Origin of the sequence: Leptolinea tardivitalis, assembly GCF_001050275.1 — a bacterium.
Taxonomy (GTDB): Bacteria; Chloroflexota; Anaerolineae; order Anaerolineales; family Anaerolineaceae; genus Leptolinea; species Leptolinea tardivitalis.
Genome location: NZ_BBYA01000005.1, coordinates 1 through 21,954, shown reverse-complemented (window position 1 = coordinate 21,954; position 21,954 = coordinate 1). Strand labels below are relative to the sequence as shown.

Here is a 21,954-nt window from a genome sequence, read left to right as displayed (position 1 = left end):
CCTCCAATGAGATTTCAAAATGGTTTCAGACGAGAACAAGCTCTTCGAATTACATTAGTACTAATCAGGCAGACCGTAAGCGTCCGGCCAGGGCATGGGCATCCAATCCCTCTGCCCGTGCGAGGATATCAGCCTGACAACCGAGATCGGCTGCGGCAGACGGATTCAATCCAATAACGCTGATGATCCGCAGGAAGTCCCAGACGTTCAGGGGTGAGGCAAACCTGGCGGAGCCGCCGGTGGGCATCACATGGCTGGGTCCGGCCATATAGTCTCCCATCACTTCGCAGGATGTTTCACCAATAAACACACCGCCGCTGCAGGTGACCTTTTCCACCCAGTTCCAGGGATCTTTTACAGCCAGATTCAAGTGTTCCGGTCCATACTGGTTGGAAAGTTCCACGGCTTCGGCGATATCGCGGGTGATCACCGCACCGCTGCGGTTTCGAAGCGAAATATTGAAAATTTCCGTGCGGGTAAGGTTAACGTCGTCTTTCCCTTCGAGCCAGGCGGCCATTTCCTTTTGAACAGCCTGCGCTACCTTCTTTGAAGGAGTCAGCAGGATAGCCGCTGCCATGACATCATGTTCGGCCTGCGCCAGCAGATCAGCGGCAGCCCAATCGGGGCGGGTGGTTTCATCGGCAATGACAATGGTCTCTGTTGGTCCGGCCAGACCGTCAATCCCCACGGTTCCGAAGACCTGCTGTTTGGCCAGCGTAACAAAAAGGTTCCCGGGGCCGACAATTTTGTCAACCCGGGTGATGGTTTCTGTTCCATACGCCAGCGCTGCAATCGCCTGGGCACCGCCTACGGCATAAACTTCATCCACATCGGCAATAGCCGCCGCAGCCAGTATGACCGGGTTTACCTCGCCAGTGCCTCGCCCGGGCGGGGTAACCATGACGACCTGTTTGACACCTGCCACTCTGGCCGGGATGGCCGTCATTAAAACGGTGGAGGGCAAGGGAGCGGTACCGCCGGGAACATAGATGCCTACCCGTTCCATAGGGCGCAGCATTTGCCCGAGTGAACCGCCCATTGACTGGTCAAGCCAGGAGATGGCTGGCTGCTTTTGATAAAACTGCTCGATCCGGCTGGCCGATGTTTCAAGGGCTTGGCGCAGGGCAGGATCGAGCGAGTTAAGGGCATTCTGAATCTTGGCGGATGGTATGCGAAAATCCGCAAGGTTTACCTGATCAAGGGTTTGAGTCCACCGGCGGACAGCAGAATTCCCGTTGGTGCGTATATCCCGGATTATTTCACGAACGGCTTCGGCCGGAGAAATTTCACGGCCGAAGGTATTCTTCAACCGATCCAATACCTGTTGAGGAATGGGCATTTCATCGAGCGGGGATCGTTTGAGGATTGTTTTTTGAGCGGTTTCGACATCATAAATAGGGAACATGGTGATTCTCCGGGAAAGATAATGAAAAAGCCCCCGGTTTTCCGGGGGCAGGTTGGATTTGGATAAGACTGTGTCACAGGTATGCGCTAGTGCGCCCGCCGGAAAGTATCGAGGGTGAATAATCGATGATGATGAAGATGGGCGAACAACACAGGTTTCATAATGGGACGGATGATATCACATGGATAACAGGATGTCAAACACTCAGGAGCCTTGTTTGATATCTGTTTACCGGTTTAAAAGAATGATGTAACCATCAAAATGGCTTCATAGGCGATCATGGCGAAGATGGCCGCTGCCGGGATTGTAAATATCCACGCCCATACAATTTTTCCGGCTACTGACCATCGGACAGCCCGTTTGCCGCGCACGGCACCAACACCCACGATGGCTCCGGTGATGGTGTGTGTGGTGGAAACCGGTATCCCGAGAATGGATGACATGAACAGGGTGAATGCCCCGGCGGTTTCTGCCGCAAACCCACCGATGGGTTTAAGTTTAGTAATTTTGCTGCCCACGGTGTGGACAATTCGCCAGCCGCCAGACAGGGTCCCCAGGGCGATGGCGGCATGTGCCATCATCACGATCCAGAAAGGAATGGTCAGGTTTCCGGCAGCATCGGCTACAAGGTGCCGGTATTGCGGTACAGTGAACAGGACCCCGGCGATAATTCCCATGGTCTTCTGGGCATCATTTGTGCCGTGACCCAGGCTGTAGATACCGGCGGAGAGCAATTGGCCTTTTCGGAATAAGTGGTCGACATCTGATGGATTCTTTTTCCGAAAAATCCAGAACAGGGCAGTCATGTTGATGGTACCAAGTATCCAACCCAACAGAGGGGCAATGATAATGAATGCACAGGTTTTGATCCAGCCGCCGGGCACCAGGACACCCCATCCGGCTTTTAAGATGGCTGCACCGGCATAACCACCAATCAGAGCATGCGATGAGCTGGTCGGAAGTCCGATTTGCCAGGTGATCAGATCCCAGATGACAGCCCCGAGCAGGCCGGCAAAGATCACATAGTTATCCACCTGATGTACATCAATCATCCCGGACCCCATGGTTTTTGCTACGGCTGTACCAAACGTAAAGGCGGCAATAAAATTAAAGACGGCCGCCCATACTACTCCCTGAAGGGGTGTCAAAACTCGCGTGGAGACAACTGTGGCTATGGAATTGGCCGCATCATGGAACCCGTTGACAAAATCGAATCCCAGCGCCAGAACAATGATGATTATGATCAGGATCAGGTTGGGATCAAGCATTCGCAATGATCACTTTTTGGATGACGTCGCCGGTATCTTCAATTTGATCAGCTGTACCTTCTAACAGCTCGTAAATTTCTTTCCAACGGATGAAATTGAAGATTTCATCCTTATCCGCTACAAGATCCTTCATGCCGGCATAATAAGCAATATCACCTTCATTTTCCAGCGTATTGATCTTGACAATATGCTCGCGGACTTTGGTATAACTTTTTTTATCGCCCATAATTTTTAAAGCGCAGGTCAATTCTTTGGCGCATTCCACGATCAGGCGGGCCAGAGTCTGGGCAGTGGAAGTGGGTTTCTTAACCTTATAAACCAGCAAACGCTGAGCGGTGGCGTTGACAGAATCCAGGGCATCGTCAACGGTGTTAACCAACCGTTGGATATCATCAGGGTCGATGGGGGTAATCAAAGTACGCGGCAACAGGTTGGTTACATCATGTACCACCTGGTCCCCTTTGTGTTCTATTTCCGAGATTTTTAGTGCCAGCTCTTCCGCCTGATCCATGTGGTCAAGCATGAATTGCAATTGTGTGGCCCCTTCCAGCAGAATTTCACTGGCCTGTTGCAGATACTCATAAAACTTTACTTCCGCAGGTAAAAATGTGAAATTCAAAACGACCTCCGGTCTGCTGTTGGGATATTTCCAGAAATGGCATTATAGTCAATATTAACCATTTATTAACAGTGTGTTAAGTAATATTAACGAACTGATTCTTGACCAAACCTGTACCAATTGTTTGACCCACCCTTGATTATTCATATAATTGCACTAGACTGATTGGTCAACAGAAAAGGAAAATCCGCATGTCACCTGAACCATTTCCTTCCCGCAGGGCACCGTTCTTCGCAGATATTCCGGATGAAAAATGGAATGACTGGCACTGGCAGTTAAGTCACCGGCTCAATTCAGCCGAAGATTTTGAGAAGATCTTTCCACTGACAGAAAGTGAAAAGAAAGCCCTTACAGCCTCTCATCTATTTCGGGTCGATATCACTCCGTATTTTGTCTCTTTGATAAACCCGGCTGATCCGGAAGACCCGATCCGCAAACAGGTTATCCCCACAGCCGGTGAAATACAACCTTTCACGGGGATGATGGAAGACTCCCTTTCAGAAGACCGTCATTCACCTGTGCCCGGGTTGGTTCACCGCTATCCGGATCGCGCCCTGATGCTGGTAACAACGCAATGTGCTTCCTATTGCCGATATTGCACTCGCTCCAGAATCGTTGGGGACCCCGGCGAGAATTTTTCGCGGGCAGACTTTGAGCTTCAATTGGACTACCTGCGGCACACGCCGCAGATCAGGGATGTGCTGCTTTCAGGCGGCGATCCTTTGACGCTTGCGCCGAAAGTGCTTGAGGAATTGTTGACAAAGCTGCGTGAAATTCCGCATATTGAAATCATCCGTATTGGTAGCCGTGTTCCAGTGTTCATGCCCCAGCGGGTTACACCGGAATTGACAGATATGCTACAGAGATTTCATCCGTTATGGATGAACATCCATGTTAACCACCCCAACGAAATTTCAGCCGAACTGGCGGCTGCCTGTGACCGTCTGACACGTGCGGGTATTCCTCTGGGTAATCAGTCTGTTTTACTGGCAGGTGTGAATGATTGTCCGCATATCCAGCGGAAGCTGGTGCAAGACCTTGTGCGCATCCGTGTCCGGCCGTATTACCTCTACCAATGTGATCTGGTAGAGGGAGCCGGGCATTTCAGGACACCGGTGGCCAAGGGATTTGAAATTCTGGAGGCCCTGCGAGGGCATACATCCGGGTTCGCCGTTCCCACCTATGTGGTGGATGCTCCCGGCGGGGGCGGGAAAATACCGGTGGGACCGAATTACATGGTCAGCATGTCTGACCATAAAATTGTCCTGCGCAATTATGAGGGCTACATCACCACCTATGAGGAACCTGTAGATTACAAACCGCACGATCCGAAAACCTGCCGATTTTGCCAGTCAAAACGGATTGAACCCGGCCAGCAAGGAGTCAGCGCTTTATTGGATGGAGATGAAATGTTTATCAAACCGGAAGGATTTGACCTGCTTCACAACCGAGGCGGAGGTCAACACCGCCTGAGGGCTGATTCAGACAAATGGAAACCTTTGGGTATTGGGTCAGGCAACGAAGAGCACGATTAAGGGAGAGACAACATGCATTATCGCAGGCTCGGTCATACTGGATTAAAGGTGAGTGAAATTTCGCTCGGCTCCTGGATTACGTTTGGAGCCCAGATCAAAGAAGATACCGCTATTGAACTTCTGCACACTGCCTATAATCAGGGCGTGAATTACTTTGACAATGCCGATGTTTACGCCAATGGGCAGGCGGAAATCGTGATGGGGAAAGCGATCAAAGGTCTGGCCAGGGAAACACTGGTCATTTCCTCCAAAGTTTTTTGGCCAACGTTTGATGGTCCAAATGGACGCGGTCTTTCTCGCAAACATATCACCGAATCAATCGATGCCTCCCTTAAACGGTTGGGAACCGACTATGTGGACCTGTATTTCTGTCACCGGTATGATCCTGATACACCCGTGGAGGAAGTGGTGCGAACCATGGATGACCTGGTTCATCGGGGAAAAGTGCTGTACTGGGGGACTTCAGAGTGGGAACCCAGCCAGGTGGCGCAGGCCATAGGAACAGCACGGCAATACAACCTGATACCTCCCTCAATGGAACAGCCGCAGTACAACATGTTCCACCGCAAACGTGTGGAATGGGAACTGGCTCCCCTTTGCAAAGACGTCGGCCTGGGCCTGACCACCTACAGCCCGTTATATTTTGGAATCCTTACCGGGAAATACAATGACGGTATCCCTTCTGGTTCACGGGCTTCATTGGACGATATGGCCTGGATACGTGAACATATAACCCCGGAGACGATTGGCAAGATCCGCCAGTTGACCAGCCTGGCCCAGGAAAATGGCATGACAACCGCCCAGCTTTCTCTGGCCTGGATATTGCGGCGAAAAGATGTCAGTTCTGTGGTTACAGGAGCCACCCATCTGGAGCAGTTGGACGAAAACTTGAGTGCCCCAGAAATGGTGGATAATCTCAATGATGTGATACTGGATCGAATTGATCAGATCCTGGGTGAAATCCAGGAATGAGTAAAAAAAACAGGCCGCCCGGAATTTGAAGGACGGCCTGTTTTTCTATTTTGCAGGATCCGGCTGCGATAGAATGGGCTGGCTGGAATTTTGCCTGTGAATCATGAAACTGCGGGTGATGTTGGCGAGAATCATACCTATCGTGTAAACGGCGATCAACCAGACACTCAACGAAGTTCCGAATCGGGTTATCACAACACCCTGCAGCGGAGGCAGTGCCATGCCGCCCAGGCTGGCCAGGGCGACGATCAGCCCGGCTGCTTTACCGGATGAATCGCTAAACAGAGAAGCGCTGATGGTGAATGTGGTCGGGTAAATCGGTCCAAAAAAGAATCCGACAAGCAGCACGGCGATGATCGAGGCCGTCAATCCACCGGTGCTCACGGCCAGCAGCAATCCACCCAGAACGGCGCCTGCCAGGCTGACAAACAGCAGTCGGTTTGACGTCCAGCGTGTCCCCAGTATGGCCCCGACCAGACGGCCGGCTGTCAGAGCCATCCAGAAGCCTGAGACGACCAGGGCAGCTTTATCAGCCGACAGGGCGGTGGTCTTCTGCATGTAGGTGGCAGTCCAACCGCCCATGCTGTTTTCAGCGCCTACATAGATGAAGAGGATCACTCCGGCGATCCAGAGCAGCGGGGAAAGATAGAACGGTCTGCCGGCTTCATGGGTGACTTTAACTGGCTTGTTGATGGGGGAAAGCAGGAACAGAGCAATGAAGGGTATGGATAGCAAAACCATACCCACACCGATCCAGATCACCGGAATTCCAGTGTTCCATTGTTTGATGGTGTAACTGGCCATGGCCGGACCGGCCACAGCGCCAACACCAAAAAAGAAATTGACCAGATTGACGGCGGCCACACTGCGGTCTTTGAAGACTTTGGCCACCAGCACATTCACGCAGATATCCACCGCGCCATGACCGAGACCGGCGAGCAGTCCGCTGGCCAGCATCACCGGCAGTGACCGGCTGAATGTGACTCCCAGCATACCGGCACTGACAATGAGCATTCCAACGATGAGTACCGGACGCGGCCCCAGTTTGTCCGTCAGAGTTCCGGCGCCGATCTGAGCCAGGAAAGCCCCCAGAAAAATGGCCGTAAAAATGGCACCAACGGCTTCAAGGGCAGAACCTGTATTGGAGGCCAGATCAGGCAGAATTGGTCCGATGGAAGCTGTAAGGATACCCAGAGCGATAAAAACGATGCAGGATAGAATAATGGTACTGGTAGGAGTTCTCATTTTTCTCTTTCATAAACGGGTGGAAAAACCCGCTTGACTTTAAGATTGTTAAATAAGATAATACATGCATATAAACGCATTGTCAAGAAGAAAACCGCATATAAACGCAAAATGTCTGGAGAAAATATGCTTAAAGAAGAACGACAGCAAATTATTATGGAAAAATTGAGGCACGAAGGAAAAATCGTAGCCGTTGATCTGTCTGCAGCCATCAACGTGTCGGAAGATACCATTCGGCGCGATCTGCGCGATCTGGCTGATGCCGGTCTCATCCAGCGGGTGCATGGCGGTGCATTGCTGCGCTCGCCGGCGGGTGCCAGTTATAAAGAACGCCAATTCATGAGCAGTGATGCCAAGATGGACATTGCGCGGGCGGCAGTCTCACTGGTTCAAAACCGGCAGGTGATCATTCTGGATGGCGGTACCACCACGCTGGAGATTGCCCGACGGCTGCCCATAGGTCTGCATGCCACCGTAGTGACCAACAGCCCGCCCATCGCTGTAGTGCTGGCGGATTACCCTGATATTCAGACTGTGATGGTGGGCGGACATATCCTATCACCCTCTCTTGTCACCATTGGCGCGGCGACGGTGGAGGCGTTTTCCAATATACATGCCGATCTGTGTATGCTGGGCGTGTGCAGCCTGCACCCTGAAATGGGTGTGAGCACCCCCGATTACGAAGAATCGCTGGTCAAACGTATTATGGTGACCAATTCAGCCGAAGTGGCTGCCCTGGTCACGGTGGATAAGCTGGGCACCGGTGCCCCCTATACCGTGGCACCGATTTCTGACCTGACGTATATCATCACGGAAGCGGACACTTCGGATGACATGCTGCAACCTTACAGCGCGAAGGGCATCACAATCATGAAGGGGAAGAAATAAGCGGAGCATGAAAGGGCTTGTCTCTCTGTGGATTTTTGTATCACGAAGATAGTGCGTGATCCTTCAGCCCTGATGGGCTTCAGGATGACAGATAAGCTGCTGGTTGGATCATGACCCAACCAGAGAAATTTGATTCAATTGACCTATTGATAAAGTCACCGATTATCATATAATTATGAAATGAATGGGGGTTAACCATGGAATTTTCCGAAAACGAATTTAAACGAATACTCGAAATGCCCGGTCCACTTGATTTTCAAAACCGCGATCTTTCAGGTGCTGATTTGAAACGTGTTGACCTTACCCGTGCTGACTTGCGCGGTGCTGACCTGCGCGGCGTGGACCTAACCCAGGCGATTTTGCGGTATGCAAATATCCACGGAGCGATACTTGAAAAAGCCATCCTTTCAGGCGCGCACCTGTTCGGATCGAACTTATATGCTGCAGACCTGACATCCGCGACATTCTGGCGCACAAACCTTTCTGGTGCACCTTTAATTTGCGCAAGCTTAAATGGTGCGCGGCTAATCGAAGCCAATCTCAGCTATGCCGTTTTAATCGGCGCTGAAATGGAAGATGCCAACCTGTGGTGTGCCAATCTGAAATACGCCTACTTGCAAGAAGCCAGGTTGTCAGGCTGCAATCTGGAGGGGACCAATCTCATGCATGCGATATTGGATGGGGCATTTCTGGTGGATGCGGAATTGAGCGGCGCCAGGCTTGACTATGCCTCACTCTCGAAGGTAGATCTCTCCGGGTCGAATCTGGAAGGGGCCAGCCTCATCAATACGGACTTGAGTGAAGCCATTCTAAACGGCGCGAACCTGGAAGGCGTGGAATATTACAGTGAGAGTTCCTGGCGGGGCACAAAATGGCCGGATGGGTTTGACCCTATCAAAGCTGGTGCCATACTGCAGGAAGAGTAGTTGACGCAGTTTTCCGGGATGAATCTTCATAAAACGAACAATTCAGAAACACGGTATGGTCGTGATATGGTGCGATGTCCCCTGATGAACAGGGGTGTGCCTATTATTTGACTTTGTAAAACTACAGGATTCGATCATGATCCAGACTATTAACCTGAAGGACAAATTGACGCGCATTACAGAATACTGGCACCCGGGGATCGTGGGTGAATTAAATGATTCCCACCTGAAGCTGGCCAAACTGAAGGGCGAGTTTCTCTGGCATCACCACGATGTTGAAGATGAACTTTTCATGGTGATAAAAGGCAGCCTGGTAATCAAACTGCCAGACAAAGACCTGCATATCAACGAAGGTGAATTCGTTATCATCCCTCACGGCGTGGAACATAAACCTGTCGCTGAAGAAGAAGTTCATGTTTTGTTGATGGAACCCAAAGCCACCCGCAATACGGGGAACGTGGAGAACGAGCGTACAGTAGAGCCTGAATGGTTGTGAAAAAATGCGGTACACTTGCCGCACTATGGACAAAGAACAAAAGCGCAATTTCCTGATTATTGCCGCCCTTGGGGTGGTTGTTTTTCTATTTTTCATCACGCCCAATTTTAAGGGGGCGCAGAATGCCGCCATGCTTTCGGCATTCGAGATTGATGAATTCGCGCAATACCCGAACCTGATTGGCATGTTGACCCCCGGACCAACGTTATATCAAACCATCCGGAACTTCCTGATATACAACCATTACTTTTATGGTTACCCGTTTTATTTCCTTTCAGCACTGGCAGCCCTCCCCGTTAAAATTATTTATGGGGCAGACTGGCAGCACCAGACGGCTGTCATTGTGATGCTTTTACGCCAGATGATCAATGTAGCCCCGATGCTACTTGCGGCCGGGCTGCTGACCTATATTCAGACCCGTTTTCGCGGACTATACCGCACCGTTGGTCTGTTTGCTTTCCTGTCTTTTCTCCCGGCGGTTTGGGTCAACAACGTCTGGTGGCACCCTGACAGTCTGGCCGTGCTTTCAGCCGTTCTGATCCTATTCTTTCTGGATCGGGATCAGCTGGAATTGGGAAAATCCTTCTTCATGGCGGCGGCAGTCTGCGGGCTGGCCGTGGGGATTAAATATACCGGTGTGTTTTTTGGCCTGTCCATTCTGGTTTACCTGATCTGGGCCTGGATTACGAAGAAACATACTCTGAAAAAAATGGCTGTTGGTGCTGTTGGATTCCTGGGGATCATGGCGGCGGCCTTGGTGATCACCAATCCGCTTCTGCTTCTTCCGCAGGAACGTGCAGCCGTCATTGAGACGCAGAAACTGCAATTCCAGCAGACCTCCATGGGGATCATGCAGACCAATCAGACAGCTTACTTTGCCAGTGAGTATCCTGAAGATTTTCGAACTCATTACGGTGAAATCGAATTTCTTATGCTGGCCTTTGCCGGGTTATTTGTGGGCATGCTATTTTCAAAAAAACGCTGGTATTATGCCGTATTGCTGGCGTTTCTCATTCCCATGACGTTGACAATCAATTTTTCGGCCACCCGGCGGACGCATTACTTTCTGCCGGTGGTTTTACCGCTGGTCTCCTGCCTGAGTGTAATCCTGCCCGGTAAGGGCGATCCAGATGACGAAAACCGGGTTAAATCATCTTCAGTGGTGCAATATTTGACCATCGGCATGATGTTGTATCAGGCATACCTGTTTTTTCCCACCAATCAGAAAATATTTACCGATGCCGTGAATAAAGAGGAAACATCTCCGTCTATTGCCTTTTATCATGATGTCACCAAAGCCCTGCCTGATGGATTTGACTCCGTTAAGCGGATCGTATACAGAGATTGGAAGGTGTATTTTCCGCCAACAGGAAATTACCTGACAGAAATGACCTGGGACATGCCAACCTTTGACTACATTAAATCCATCCATCCCGATGTGCTGCTCCTGGATCGGGAAAATATTGGTCTTTTCTCGAAAGCGGAATCCGTTACAAATTCCGTCAATCCGGGAAATATGCAGCCGGTGCATGAATTCTATCTGGCCGCCAACAATGACCGAATTCCCGGTTATACGATGTTCTTCAAAGATACCTTCGGTATGGCTTTCCTGAAAGACAATCTGAACTAAAGAAAGACGGAGCTGAATACATAAACCAGCTCCGTCTTTCTGTGTCAGTGTATTAATCTAGGCGCGAAGTTTCGCTCCGAGTTCCTGGTCAAGGCGTTTGACAATCCGCCCGCGGATCTGCGCCACTTCCTGATCGGTGAGAGTGCGGTCGGGAGCCTGATACGTCAGACTGTAAGCAAGGCTCTTCTTCCCGGCACCAATCTGGATACTGCGGAAGATATCGAAGAGTCGGATATCCACCAGGTTCTTGCCGCCGGTTTGCCGAATGAGGGCTTCCACTTTTCCCGCCGGGACAGCCTCATCGACCGTCAGGGCAATATCTTCGAGGACAGGCGGGTATAACGGGACCGGTGAGGTGGTCATCAACGGCGGGATAACATTCAATAGTGCTTCAAGATCAATATCGGCTGCCAGTACAGGCGCCTGCAAGAAGTCAAAGCGTTCTTTTACCAGTGGATGAATTTCACCAAACACACCGAGGGTGACATCACCACAGGTGAATGACGCACATTTACCCGGATGGAAACCATCAGCGGTGGTGGGAGTAAAGCTGACTTTCTCGAGGTGAAGCCCTTCGGCAAGTTCTTCCAGAATACCTTTCAGATCGAAGAAATCAAGTGTATTGTTGTCTTTTTTGTCCCATGCGGGTGTTTCCCGCCGGCCAGACAGGGCTATGGCCAGCTGGCGCGGTTCGGTTGGTAGAATGTTGTCTTTCTGCGGGAGATAAGCCTGACCGATCTCGAAAAGCATCAACCGGTTTGAAAGCCGGATATTTTTCTGGAGAGTCTCCAACACTGAAGCCATGACGCTGCGACGCATAACCCGGCGGTCGACGGCGATCGGGTTTTGCAGGGTGACATAATCAAGGTCAATGGCCGATTTATCCACCGGTTGCAGCCAGCGGGCTTCTCGTTCAGGTGAGGTCATCCGGTAAGAGATGGTTTCCTGCAGGCCGAATTTGACGAGCAGGTCGCGCACCATCTCTTCTCGTTCCAGAGAAGGATTGTTGCGCTGGGGGGGCATTTCATCTGAAAGGCGGGTGGCTGGAATGGCATCGTACCCATACATGCGGGCGATCTCTTCCATCACATCAGCCACACCGATGATTTCTTCACCAATATCCAGCCGGTAGGGAGGTGTTTTCACTTCAACGGCATTGCCTTTAACGGTGCAGACGAATTCCAATGGTCTGAGAAGACTGGCGATTTTATCGGCCGTCAGGTCAATTCCCAGCCAACGGGTGACATCATTTGTGGTTACCGTCACCATCGGATCTTTGGCAGGCAGTGGATATTCATCCACCAGGTCCGAATAGATTTCACCGCCTGTCCATTCTGCCATCCGGTCAAGACAAAGTTGTATGGCTTCAGGGCAGAGTTCCGGATGAATACCCCGGGCGAAACGGAAGGAGGCTTCTGAATTCAATTTCAGGTAACTCATCGTTTTACGGATATTGATGAAATTCCAGGCAGCGCCTTCCAGAAGGACAGTTTTGGTTGATTCGGTGATTTCAGATTCAAGGCCGCCCATGACACCGGCCACACTTAAGGCACCTTCGGTATCGCATACCAGAACGGTGTAATCTTTGAGAGTACGTTCCACGTTATCAAGTGTGGTCAGTTTTTCACCCTCGGCCGCTGTTCGGGTAATGATGGTAGGCACACCGCCCTTCACACGTTTGACCAGCACATCATAATCAAAGGCATGCAGTGGTTGGCCGGTTTCCAGCATCACATAGTTTGTGGCATCCACCAGAGCATTGATCGGGCGCATTCCGGCCAGGCGCAGACGGCGTTGGATTTTGTAAGGGCTCTCAGCATGCTGGCAGTTTGAAATCATTCCCACAGCAAACCGCGGGTTAAGCTGCGGAGAAGTAATCTTGATGCCAATCTTGCCTTTCAATGAGGGTCCAGTGGCCTTATGGGTAGGAACGGGTTTCTTTAAAGTCTTACCTGTCAAAGCGGCCACTTCACGCGCTACACCGATGACGCAGGCATTGCGGATCATGTTCGGAAGGATGGAGATTTCAAAGACGGCATCGCCAATATAATCCACCAGCGGCATACCGGTGGGGGCATCAGGTTCGAGGAAAATAATGCCTTCGTGTTCCTCGGAAATACCCAGTTCTTTTTCTGAACATACCATGGAAAAAGACTCCACCCCGCGGATTTTGGCGCGTTTAAGTGTTGTCAGTTCCAGCCCGGCAGCATGACCATCGTATAAAACGGCGCCTTCCTTCGCATAGGCAACCTTGATGGGCTGCGCCAGCGGCCCCTGTCCCTTGTAGGGGTACAGGTTGGGTGCACCAGTCAACACGATATACTCACCTGTTCCGTCCTTTAGTTTGCACAGTACCAACCGATCGGCATTGGGATGCGGCATGACCTCATCAATCTGGGCGACCACGATCTTCTCGCGATCCCATTCGAGACCGGAGAACTTGAATTCGCTGTGATCAGAATGGGGAATGGGCAGGCCGATGGTATGAATCTCATCCACTTCCAATCCGGCCATGGTCAACAGGCGGGCCAGTTGATCAAGCGGCAGATCAATATCGACATAATCTTTTAACCAGCTAAGGGGTATTTTCATGAGAACTGCTCCAGGAAACGGACGTCATTCGCCCAGAAGTTGCGGATGTCATTGATCTGATTGCGCAGCATGGAGATACGTTCCGGTCCCATGCCAAAAGCGAAGCCAGAATAAACCGATGGATCATAACCGCCGTTGCGCAGAACTGTTGGATGGATCATACCGCAGCCAAGGATCTCGAGCCAGCCGGAGTTTTTGCATACCTGGCATCCGGCACCATGGCAGACAAAACATTCCACATCCATTTCCCCGCTGGGTTCTGTGAAGGGGAAATAGGAAGGACGCAGGCGGGTGCGGGCATTGGCGCCAAACAAACGGCGGGCGAAATCCGTCAAAGTGCCTTTCATATCACCCATGGTGACATGTTTTCCGACCATGATGCCTTCCACCTGGTGGAATTGAATTTCTGAGCGAGCACTGATCTGTTCATAGCGATAGCACATGCCGGGCAGGATAACACGAATAGGTTCAGGGCAGTATTCGCGCATCACATGCACCTGGCCGGGGGAGGTGTGGGTGCGAAGAATCACACCTGGTTTGGTCGTATAGAAGGTATCCCACATATCACGGGCAGGATGGTAAGCCGGGATATTTAACAGTTCGAAGTTGTACTCATCGGTTTCCACATCGCGGGCTCTGTAGACCTGGAAACCCATATCTCCGAAGATGCGATAAATCTCGCGCAGCATTTTGGTCTGCGGGTGCAGCCGGCCGTGAGCCGGACGGCGGCCGGGTAAGGAAATATCCACCGCATCGCTGGTCAGGCTCTTATTGAGCATGGCCTGTTTGATGGCGGCAGCATGTTCTTCCAATGCAGCCTCAAATTCTTTCTTGACCTGATTAACGCGTTCTCCAACCAGAGGACGGACTTCGGCGGAGACCGTTTTCATCTGACTGAAGATCTGGGTCATGGGGGCGCTGCGGCCAAGGTTGGCAACCTTCCAGTTCTGCAACCCCAGCTCATCCTGGACGACCTGCAGGGATTCGAGGCCTTTTTTGCGCAGTTCTTCCAGTTCATTTAAGATGGGATGATCCTGCATTCTTGCTCCTTCATGGTTAAATAAAAAACTCCACCCCGCCAAGGGACGGGATGGGGTCCGTGGTACCACCCTTGTTGACAGCCAAAACTGCCCGCTTTGTGCCAGAAGGCTGAGTTCAAAAGAACACCTGGCGGCCATATAACGCTGGCAAAACGGAACGGATTACTGAAATGTTCACCCGCTCGGCTCAAGAGCGAACTTCAACTGATTTCTTCCGAATGCACGTTTCAGCGGTCTTTCGATCCGGTGCATCTCTCTGGCGGGGCCTGTCAGTTTACTCTTCTCTGTCACAGCCTTTAAATCTGTTAGATTGATATTATCTCTGAACCGGGAGAACTGTCAAGAGTTGAAAATCCGCTATACATGTTTCAAAATCTGGGTTGGGACGAAGCATCTGGTATGAACATTACCTTTCATCATATTTTTCCCTCCAGATGTTTCGCCCTCACTCGCCAGGTGAATCATTCAATCCACACAGATATATTCTGGTTTTTTATTCCTATAAAGATAAAGAGCAATCTATATGGGTGAACCAAGAATTGTTTGGGTATTGCGCCGGATAAAGCATTTGGAGCATAGATCATTTTATGGTCAATTATGCCTGCTACAGACTTTGTCCATATGATAAAAAACCTATTCCCAGTAAACTGTTCACCCGGTATAGTACCTATTTATACCAAACGAAAAAAGCTATTGAGAGAAGGTGAAACATTTACTTCATGGGTGTAAATTTTATCGTTTGGATCACGTCCCTGAAGATTGTGTCAGGATCTTCCTTGTCACCTGGAATGACAGTTATGACGAATGTGACCCGAGGGACCTGGGCCACCTGTTCAGTGGTGCGATCTAATTGAATTTTTGAATTCATAGGTGCGTTAAAGAAATAAAGCACTTTCTTGATGAGTTTGCTTTCTACTTCAATATGGCAATAACCTTGATTTATGCCTGACAACCATCCTGCTTTCTTAATTTGTGCCGATGGATCCTCTTTTTTCTCTATGGGTAATACATTCGATGACGCGTACATCTGGCAGGTTAGATTTTTGAAATCATTATCCTTGTCTTCATGATCGAATGTCCATGAAAAGGTTGACCATTGCAAAACCGCGCCTGATGGGGTGCTCATTAGTAGATCCCCGTTTTTCATCTCAATTAACTGAATATCTTTTGGGTATTGGAAGGTAAATAATGATTTGTATTTCCCGGAGTAAGTCAACCAGTCCTCTGTTGATACAGGTTTTCCTGTGGACGGGGTAGGTGTGGTTTCGGAAGGGAGCCCGTCAAAGGTTTGATTTAAGACCTTACTTGCCTGTTCGGGAAGCCACTCAGGGATTGAACTCGTTGAACCGGAGTTCGTGAGTTTGATCAGGTTGGTTCCATCAGCTTGGACAGCAAAGATTTCCTTGTCAAATGTCGCGAAAAGGATCTGTTTTCCATCAGGCGACCAGGAAATGGTCCGGATATCGAACCCGGCAAGTGTCGGATTATTTGAAAGAAGGGAGACGCTTTCACCACTGGTAACTTCACGAATATCGACAGTAGTTTGCTCAGCCTCCTGGGAATAATAAGCAATCCACCGCCCATCCGGTGACCAGGCTGGAAAATATGCATTATGTTTTTCTGTTATTTTCTGCGTTAATAGAGGCTTTACTTCGAGTGTGTCGGCGTTAATAAGACAGAGGCTAATATTTTTGTTCTCCGTTGACGATGTATCGCCGGTCTGGCAGGTTATTGCAATTGTAGATCCATCGGGAGACCAGGCATAATCAATAAATCGGTTGTTTGAAAGTGGTGTTTTCCTTTTTGTTTCCATGGAATATACATAATTAATGGATGTATTTTTTGAAACACCAATTTTAAAATTCTTGTCAATCGTTAGCGAAGCAGTGAAGGAGTGGAAAAGGATTTCTTTTCCACTTGGAGACCACAATGGTATCCTGTCGGACGTTGAATTACTGGATGATACGTTTATTTTCCCAGAGCCGTCACTTCTCATCAAAAAGATTTCATCTTTTCCCTGATCGGACGTGTAAACAATGTATTTTCCATCGGGAGACCATTTTGGTAGAAATTCGGAAACGGCGGCGGTAGTGAGTTGCTTAAGATCACTGCCATCCAATTTCATACGATAAATATCAGATTGGCTGTTGGGTTTCCAACCTTCAAAGACGACGAATTGACCATCTGGTGAGATATCAAACTGGCCTTCTTCAATTTCAATATTTGTTAAACGGCTCAATCCACTACCATCGGCTCTAACTTTATAGAGATGGAAGGTGCCATCAGGAGAAAGCTCATTCGAATCGAATATTACCCATTTTTTCTGTGATTCAAGTACAGTTTGTGTAGCACGGTAAGCCTGGGTGGCAACAGCCATAGCTGTGGATTGGATGGCTGTATTGGTGGCAGCCACATCAGCCTGGATGGCAGTCTGAGTGGCAGACACGTTACCTGTCGCCTGTATGGCAGCCTGTATGGTCGCTTCAATTTGAACCGTTGCACTTGGTGAAACAGGTACATCCGCTGTCGCATTTTGATAGAATGTTGGTGTACTCCCATGTTGAATGGGAGAGCAACCGACGAAAAGAATTAGAAAGGTAAAAACTATCAAGGATATAGACTTTTTCATTTTTCCCTCTAAAAAGTATCCATTTGAATAAATATAACTATATATTATGTGTGCCGGCCGACATATAAACTGCGGCTACAATTCAGTATATCAGGTAGTTTTTTATCGGCAAACATTTTTAAACCACGTAATGTCCTGGAAACACTGATATCAAATCAAACAAGAATTGCGATAGAAAAAATGAATGAAGACGGCAAATCGGAGCTTTTCTGGCTCTTATATACTACAGGGTCTTTATTGAAGGTTTTCCTGTTGATGCTTGATTCATTCTAAATATCATATGTAGATTGTCTGGAGGGGTAAGATATCAACCAATCTACAGAAGATCCGCCAGATTGACCTTCCTCAAAAGTACATCCTGCTGGATGATCTCACCCATCTTTTCCGGCTCTTCGAACATCGGGCTGTGAGTGGATTCATTAAAACGTGTAGAAGCCCTTCACGGGTGCTTTAACCTGGTCGAAGTATTCCCTGGCCAGGGTGTATTCACTGTGCAATCATAGATGCCATGCAGGAAATAAACAGGGATCTTCAATTAATTCCGGCACATCTTTGGTCAGGTCGGTGGAGAGCTGGCCATTCCAGGTATATTTGCCAGAAAAGATCTTTCCGCGCCACAGGTGTATTCAGGGAATAGAAATGTAAGAACGCGTAACATTTTATACAAACGTACAATAAACGCTATATATGATTGTAAAATATGGACTGTCTATAAAAATGGGTATTGGTTATAGCTGATCTTCCAAGGTGGAGTAACTCGGATGAAAAAACAATCGTCGGGTTCCTTCTGGATATTGCTCTGGTTTCCATTTCATGCTGGCTGCTAGCACCCGGTTAACAAAGTTGAAGTTGAATCCATGATGACTGCCATATTGACGGCACAACCAACGACAATACTTTCACCGCAGGTTGTGGAACCTCTTCCACCTACCCCCTTACCAAACAGTCGTAACGACTGCTAGTCTTCGCCTGTTAGAATTGCGGGTGGATTTCATCGGTCCCGATCGTATCCTGTACACTTGGGCAAAAAGCAGCAGTTTGACAACACTGCAGGCCACAGGGGATGTCACTGATTTGAAAATTTCACTGGATGGTTCATTGGTCACCTATACCCGTTTGGATGGCAACGAACATTATTCCCTTTGGATCATAAGTTTTGAAGACTCAAACGCTCAGGTTATGACCAACAATGATTTTGTCAACTTCAAAATAAATTAAACGAGTCTGGGAACCTCTCCTACCAATCTGAAATGGATTCCCGGCAAACCGGTTAACCTTTGCCCCCGAAAGATCTTTGAGGGCCCGGGAATGGCTTTGAACGACGGCCTGATCATTGTGGATGGTGATAAAAGTACCTGGGATGTCCTTCTGAATGCCCGGCAGGATGGTGTGGCTATCTTCTCTCCGGATGGAAAGCGTATGGCTATTTCGATGGCGCGAAATATATCCATCATGGATTTGAATGGGATTCCGGCGCCCGGCCCTAATTTGGATTTCCCTCCGGTAGCCACCTATTCAGAGTACCCGTATTACCCGTCACCCGTCTGGCTGTGTTCATTCCAACAGATGACCCGATGAAAAACCGCGCAGGCCTTCCTCCGTATGGAGCCTGGTTGTAAGGGTAGCGCGCCCATGCGTTTGGCTAAAGTAATACCTCAATTTATCGGTCTGGGGAGCATATCCCCTTACCTTTAGTAATTATTCTACGTTAGAAAGATTGGCAATCCGGCGGGAAACAGGCGTGAAATGATCACCATGTGGATCAATGCAAGACAGGAGAAAAGTGTTTTCATCGGCGGCATTCCAATAACCCACGATTGGAATCTTGATAATGAAAACATTACCTATCAAACTGATCAACACGCGGCAGTTACAAACAATGAAATGAATGGTTCGGTGGGTAATCTGTCAGAGACAGATGGGGCGTATTGGTTTGCCTGGGTGGATTCAAACCGCTATATTTTTTCCCCACGTAATCGGCGATACTATCGAACTTAATCTTGGAAATCAAAAAGAGGGCAACCTTTTTGCTGGCTACCCTCCCGAAATCAGACTATTTTCGCCTTTTGGTGGATTTTATCCGGTAAGGTCAGGCGGTGACCAATGTTCCGGCTTTCTTACCCACCAGAACATCGTGCAGGGCTTTGGCATCCCACAGGTTCAACACCAGAATGGGCAGTTTGTTTTCCATACAAAGGGTGATGGCCGTGCTGTCCATCACTTCCAAACGACGATTGATGGTATCAATATAGGTTAATTGATCAAACTTGACAGCCTTTGGATTCTTCACCGGGTCGCTGTCATACACACCATCCACCTTGGTGGCCTTGATTAAAACATCGGCATCAATTTCCATGGCACGCAGGGCGGCTGCCGTATCCGTTGAAAAATACGGGTTTCCTGTGCCGCCGCCAAAGATGACCACGCGTCCTTTTTCCAGGTGACGGATAGCCCGCCGTCGGATATACGGTTCTGCGACTGAACGCATTTCAATGGCCGATTGTACGCGGGTCATTACTCCCAGGCTTTCAAGGGCATCCATGAGCGCCAGCCCGTTCATCACAGTGGCCAGCATACCCATGTAATCCGCTGTGGCGCGGTCCATTCCACTCGTAAGGCCAACCTTCCCGCGCCAGAGGTTACCGGCGCCGATCACAATGGCCACATCAACACCCATCTCACGTACATCCTTGACCCGGCTGGCAATGTCCAGTGCACGCTTGGGGTCAATTCCGGAGCCGACATCTCCCCCCAGAGCTTCCCCGCTTAACTTCAACAGTATGCGATGATATTTCAGGGATTCCATGCCACCTTCCTTTTTGATAATAAAAGAGCCAACCCATCGGTTGGCTCTTTCAAATACTTTATTCTTCGGCGGTAGATTCGCCTAATTCCCAACGGACAAAACGACGGATAACCACGTTTTCTCCGAGACTGACAATGGCATCATTCAACAATTGTTGAACAGTCATGTTTTCATCCCGGATATATTTCTGGCGAAGCAGAACTTTTTCATCCTTGAATTTGGACAGAGAACCCTCAACGATCTTTGGAATGATGGCATCGGGTTTGCCTTCTTCTTTGGCTTTGGCAGTGGCAATACGGGTTTCGCGTTCGATATCTTCCGCCGGGATGTCTTCTTCGCGGATGTAATCAGGGGCGGATGCAGCGATCTGCAGAGCGATTTCGTGAGCGAAGGCGCGGAATTTATCGGAGCGGCCTACAAAATCGGTCTCACTGTTCACTTCCACCATAACGCCAATGCGGCCCTGGGAGTGAGAGTACAACTCAAGCATGCCATCAGAGGCAGCCCGGTCAGCCCGTTTGGCAGCGGTGGCAAGGCCTTTTTCACGCAGGAATTCGACGGCCTTGTTGTAATCGCCATTGGCATTCTCGAGTGCTTTCTTGCAATCTGAGATACCTGCCGCGGTGGCCTGGCGGAGTTGTTTGATCATTTCAGTTGAAATTTCCATCATTCACCCTTTGTTTAAAATCCGTTCAATAGAATTATAGAATATCTTCTGCGGATTCGTCATCACCATGCCCGCCAAGTTTGGCGAGAGTGGCTGCACCGAGAAGGTCTTTGTCTTCAATATCGCTTTCATCGAGCAGGGCGCGTTTGGCAGCGGCTGAGCGGATGACCTGTTCAGGAGCTGCTTCAGCGGTTTCAGGCTCTTCGTCTTTCCGCAGGGATTTGCCTTCAATGGCAGCATCGGCAATCTTGCCGACCAACAGTTTGATGGCGCGAATGGCATCATCATTCGACGGGATGACATAATCAACGCCGCGAGGATCGCAATTGGTATCCATCAGGGCGATGACGGGAATATTCATAATGTTGGCTTCATGAACAGCGGTTTCTTCGCGGCCTACATCCACCACAAAGACGAGATCGGGCAGGCGTTTCATATTGCGTACACCGCTCAGGCGGATCTGCAGACGGTTGATTTCGCGTTCAATTAATAGACCTTCTTTTTTGGTCAGCCGGTTGATTTCACCGGTATCGCGCATTTTTTCCAGGCGGTCCAGTTCAAGGATACGTTGGAAGATAGTCACCCAGTTGGTGAGCATACCGCCCAGCCAACGTTCGGTAACATAGGGCATACCACAGCGAATGGCTTCTTCTTTGATGGTTTCCTGTGCCTGGCGTTTTGTTCCGATGAAAAGAACAGTACCGCCGGCGGCAACCGTATCGCGCACCAGGCTGTAGGCTGTGTTAATGGCTTTTACAGTCTGTTGCAGATCAATAATATGGATTCCGTTCCGTTCGGTGAAAATGAACGGGCGCATGGCCGGATTCCATTTGTTGGTCCGGTGGCCAAAATGAACACCGCTTTCCAACAGGGCTTTCATGGATATAACAGTTGACATGATACGCAGGCTCCTTTTTGCGTTTTCTGCCGTTTCCTTCATCCCGGCCCACCACCGTTTATAACGGCACGCGAGGTCAGTCCAGAAACGTGAGGATGGGTGTCTTTGCCGAAGCAAAGCGAAACGAGTATATCATAAATTTAACCTTGCGACAAATGACTATCAGGTCGCGCATTGCCTCAAATTAAAAGTAACTTTAGGAGAAACGTTGCCTCACAATAGATGTTACCTTGGGCAGAGAATAGAGAGCTGCCGAGGGAGCTATGATGAGTCAACAAAGCAAGCGAGAATTAGTAGAAACCATCCGACCCCGCTATCAAAAAGGGAACAAAACAGAA

General features: G+C 49.5%; 19 protein-coding genes and 1 other annotated feature. Of the genes, 9 read left to right on the top strand and 10 right to left on the bottom strand.

Annotation, left to right across the window (positions count from 1 at the left end; genetic code table 11):
- Positions 1-64: 64 nt before the first annotated feature.
- The 3 genes from hisD to LTAR_RS03685 form a co-directional block, all read right to left on the bottom strand.
- Complete coding sequence (gene hisD, locus LTAR_RS03695) at positions 65-1,405, bottom strand: histidinol dehydrogenase (protein ID WP_062420825.1); 1,341 nt, start codon at positions 1,403-1,405, stop codon at positions 65-67.
- A gap of 236 nt (positions 1,406-1,641) precedes the next feature.
- Positions 1,642-2,673: an inorganic phosphate transporter gene (locus LTAR_RS03690; RefSeq protein WP_062420824.1), complete on the bottom strand. Its 1,032-nt coding sequence runs from the start codon at positions 2,671-2,673 to the stop codon at positions 1,642-1,644.
- Positions 2,666-3,292: a DUF47 domain-containing protein gene (locus LTAR_RS03685; protein ID WP_062420823.1), complete on the bottom strand. Its 627-nt coding sequence runs from the start codon at positions 3,290-3,292 to the stop codon at positions 2,666-2,668. The genes LTAR_RS03690 and LTAR_RS03685 overlap by 8 nt, the downstream gene beginning before the upstream one ends.
- A 191-nt stretch (positions 3,293-3,483) precedes the next feature.
- Between LTAR_RS03685 and kamA the strand changes: the two genes are divergently transcribed.
- On the top strand, positions 3,484-4,827 hold the full coding sequence (gene kamA, locus LTAR_RS03680) for a lysine 2,3-aminomutase (RefSeq protein WP_062420822.1): 1,344 nt from the start codon (positions 3,484-3,486) through the stop codon (positions 4,825-4,827).
- A gap of 12 nt (positions 4,828-4,839) precedes the next feature.
- A complete protein-coding gene (locus LTAR_RS03675) occupies positions 4,840-5,799 on the top strand; it encodes an aldo/keto reductase (RefSeq protein WP_062420821.1) in 960 nt (319 codons plus the stop codon).
- A 45-nt stretch (positions 5,800-5,844) separates the two neighbouring features.
- Here LTAR_RS03675 and LTAR_RS03670 read toward each other — a convergent pair whose 3' ends face one another.
- Positions 5,845-7,044, bottom strand: coding sequence for an MFS transporter (locus LTAR_RS03670; RefSeq protein WP_062420820.1), 1,200 nt, complete (start codon positions 7,042-7,044; stop codon positions 5,845-5,847).
- 126 nt (positions 7,045-7,170) lie between these two features.
- Here LTAR_RS03670 and LTAR_RS03665 point away from each other — a divergent pair, with 126 nt between their 5' ends.
- The 4 genes from LTAR_RS03665 to LTAR_RS03650 all read left to right on the top strand — a co-directional run bounded on the left by LTAR_RS03665 (position 7,171) and on the right by LTAR_RS03650 (position 10,984).
- A complete protein-coding gene (locus LTAR_RS03665; RefSeq protein WP_062420819.1) occupies positions 7,171-7,932 on the top strand; it encodes a DeoR/GlpR family DNA-binding transcription regulator in 762 nt (253 codons plus the stop codon).
- Positions 7,933-8,129: 197 nt separating this feature from the next.
- Positions 8,130-8,858, top strand: coding sequence for a pentapeptide repeat-containing protein (locus tag LTAR_RS03660; protein WP_062420818.1), 729 nt, complete (start codon positions 8,130-8,132; stop codon positions 8,856-8,858).
- Positions 8,859-8,994: 136 nt separating this feature from the next.
- Complete coding sequence (locus LTAR_RS03655) at positions 8,995-9,354, top strand: cupin domain-containing protein (RefSeq protein ID WP_062420817.1); 360 nt, start codon at positions 8,995-8,997, stop codon at positions 9,352-9,354.
- Between the two features lie 25 nt (positions 9,355-9,379).
- The gene (locus tag LTAR_RS03650; RefSeq protein ID WP_062420816.1) at positions 9,380-10,984 is read left to right on the top strand and encodes a glycosyltransferase family protein; all 1,605 of its coding nucleotides are present in this window, start codon (positions 9,380-9,382) and stop codon (positions 10,982-10,984) included.
- A 57-nt stretch (positions 10,985-11,041) separates the two neighbouring features.
- Here the strand turns inward: LTAR_RS03650 and pheT are convergent, their stop codons facing one another.
- From pheT to LTAR_RS03635, 3 genes are all read right to left on the bottom strand, one after another.
- A complete protein-coding gene (gene pheT / locus LTAR_RS03645; RefSeq protein WP_062420815.1) occupies positions 11,042-13,576 on the bottom strand; it encodes a phenylalanine--tRNA ligase subunit beta in 2,535 nt (844 codons plus the stop codon).
- On the bottom strand, positions 13,573-14,616 hold the full coding sequence (gene pheS, locus LTAR_RS03640) for a phenylalanine--tRNA ligase subunit alpha (RefSeq protein ID WP_062420814.1): 1,044 nt from the start codon (positions 14,614-14,616) through the stop codon (positions 13,573-13,575). The genes pheT and pheS overlap by 4 nt, the downstream gene beginning before the upstream one ends.
- 38 nt (positions 14,617-14,654) lie before the next feature.
- Positions 14,655-14,916 (bottom strand) — a binding site (T-box leader).
- 412 nt (positions 14,917-15,328) lie between these two features.
- On the bottom strand, positions 15,329-17,245 hold the full coding sequence (locus tag LTAR_RS03635) for a TolB family protein (RefSeq protein ID WP_062420813.1): 1,917 nt from the start codon (positions 17,243-17,245) through the stop codon (positions 15,329-15,331).
- Positions 17,246-18,283: 1,038 nt separating this feature from the next.
- On the opposite strand from LTAR_RS03635, the gene LTAR_RS03630 reads away from it, so the two are divergent.
- The 3 genes from LTAR_RS03630 (at position 18,284) to LTAR_RS03620 (ending at position 19,243) form a co-directional block, all read left to right on the top strand.
- On the top strand, positions 18,284-18,463 hold the full coding sequence (locus tag LTAR_RS03630; RefSeq protein WP_139044403.1) for a hypothetical protein: 180 nt from the start codon (positions 18,284-18,286) through the stop codon (positions 18,461-18,463).
- Positions 18,464-18,553: 90 nt separating this feature from the next.
- Positions 18,554-18,823, top strand: coding sequence for a hypothetical protein (locus LTAR_RS03625; RefSeq protein WP_062420811.1), 270 nt, complete (start codon positions 18,554-18,556; stop codon positions 18,821-18,823).
- Positions 18,824-18,991: 168 nt separating this feature from the next.
- The gene (locus LTAR_RS03620) at positions 18,992-19,243 is read left to right on the top strand and encodes a hypothetical protein (RefSeq protein ID WP_062420810.1); all 252 of its coding nucleotides are present in this window, start codon (positions 18,992-18,994) and stop codon (positions 19,241-19,243) included.
- A gap of 91 nt (positions 19,244-19,334) precedes the next feature.
- On the opposite strand, the gene pyrH is transcribed toward LTAR_RS03620, so the two are convergent.
- From pyrH to rpsB, 3 genes are read right to left on the bottom strand one after another with little or no spacing between them, the layout of a single operon-like run.
- On the bottom strand, positions 19,335-20,051 hold the full coding sequence (gene pyrH / locus LTAR_RS03615; RefSeq protein WP_062420809.1) for a UMP kinase: 717 nt from the start codon (positions 20,049-20,051) through the stop codon (positions 19,335-19,337).
- Between the two features lie 58 nt (positions 20,052-20,109).
- On the bottom strand, positions 20,110-20,718 hold the full coding sequence (gene tsf / locus LTAR_RS03610) for a translation elongation factor Ts (RefSeq protein WP_269079262.1): 609 nt from the start codon (positions 20,716-20,718) through the stop codon (positions 20,110-20,112).
- 34 nt (positions 20,719-20,752) lie between these two features.
- Positions 20,753-21,616, bottom strand: a complete 864-nt coding sequence (gene rpsB / locus LTAR_RS03605; protein ID WP_062420845.1) for a 30S ribosomal protein S2 — start codon at positions 21,614-21,616, stop codon at positions 20,753-20,755.
- Positions 21,617-21,954 lie beyond the last annotated feature (338 nt).

Excerpts from the sequence above, each read along its gene's own strand:
- pheT (WP_062420815.1), bottom strand. The coding sequence starts at position 13,576 with ATGAAAATACCCCTTAGCTGGTTAAAAGATTATGTCGATATTGATCTG.
- kamA (WP_062420822.1), top strand. The coding sequence starts at position 3,484 with ATGTCACCTGAACCATTTCCTTCCCGCAGGGCACCGTTCTTCGCAGAT.
- LTAR_RS03660 (WP_062420818.1), top strand. The coding sequence starts at position 8,130 with ATGGAATTTTCCGAAAACGAATTTAAACGAATACTCGAAATGCCCGGT.
- rpsB (WP_062420845.1), bottom strand. The coding sequence starts at position 21,616 with ATGTCAACTGTTATATCCATGAAAGCCCTGTTGGAAAGCGGTGTTCAT.
- LTAR_RS03625 (WP_062420811.1), top strand. The coding sequence starts at position 18,554 with ATGGCTTTGAACGACGGCCTGATCATTGTGGATGGTGATAAAAGTACC.
- LTAR_RS03665 (WP_062420819.1), top strand. The coding sequence starts at position 7,171 with ATGCTTAAAGAAGAACGACAGCAAATTATTATGGAAAAATTGAGGCAC.
- LTAR_RS03650 (WP_062420816.1), top strand. The coding sequence starts at position 9,380 with ATGGACAAAGAACAAAAGCGCAATTTCCTGATTATTGCCGCCCTTGGG.
- tsf (WP_269079262.1), bottom strand. The coding sequence starts at position 20,718 with ATGGAAATTTCAACTGAAATGATCAAACAACTCCGCCAGGCCACCGCG.
- LTAR_RS03635 (WP_062420813.1), bottom strand. The coding sequence starts at position 17,245 with ATGAAAAAGTCTATATCCTTGATAGTTTTTACCTTTCTAATTCTTTTC.
- pyrH (WP_062420809.1), bottom strand. The coding sequence starts at position 20,051 with ATGGAATCCCTGAAATATCATCGCATACTGTTGAAGTTAAGCGGGGAA.
- LTAR_RS03675 (WP_062420821.1), top strand. The coding sequence starts at position 4,840 with ATGCATTATCGCAGGCTCGGTCATACTGGATTAAAGGTGAGTGAAATT.
- pheS (WP_062420814.1), bottom strand. The coding sequence starts at position 14,616 with ATGCAGGATCATCCCATCTTAAATGAACTGGAAGAACTGCGCAAAAAA.
- LTAR_RS03690 (WP_062420824.1), bottom strand. The coding sequence starts at position 2,673 with ATGCTTGATCCCAACCTGATCCTGATCATAATCATCATTGTTCTGGCG.
- LTAR_RS03620 (WP_062420810.1), top strand. The coding sequence starts at position 18,992 with ATGATCACCATGTGGATCAATGCAAGACAGGAGAAAAGTGTTTTCATC.
- LTAR_RS03670 (WP_062420820.1), bottom strand. The coding sequence starts at position 7,044 with ATGAGAACTCCTACCAGTACCATTATTCTATCCTGCATCGTTTTTATC.
- LTAR_RS03655 (WP_062420817.1), top strand. The coding sequence starts at position 8,995 with ATGATCCAGACTATTAACCTGAAGGACAAATTGACGCGCATTACAGAA.
- hisD (WP_062420825.1), bottom strand. The coding sequence starts at position 1,405 with ATGTTCCCTATTTATGATGTCGAAACCGCTCAAAAAACAATCCTCAAA.